The following is a 344-nucleotide window of genomic DNA, read 5'->3' on the forward strand; positions in this document are numbered from 1 at the left end:
ATATAAAATGGTAAACCAATTGATGAATATNNNCAAATCCAAAAACAGATTTTGCAGTATTTAAATTTATTTCTCTTGCAATATAAATTGCANCTTTATACATGTTTTTTATATATTCTGAATCTATAAATATGAATGTTTTATCAGGATCAAATCCTAAAGCTGCTATTGTTTTTGCATCTTCTAATGCATATTCTCTTATTTCTTCATAATTATTCGCTTTCTTTTCCCAATATTTTTCTTCATCAGGTATTTGTATATATACATTTACATTAAATTTTTCTTGAAACCATTTAGTTAATAAAAATGGAATTAAATGAGCCAATATGCATCTTACTTTCAGA

Source organism: Candidatus Nanopusillus massiliensis (assembly GCF_920984865.1).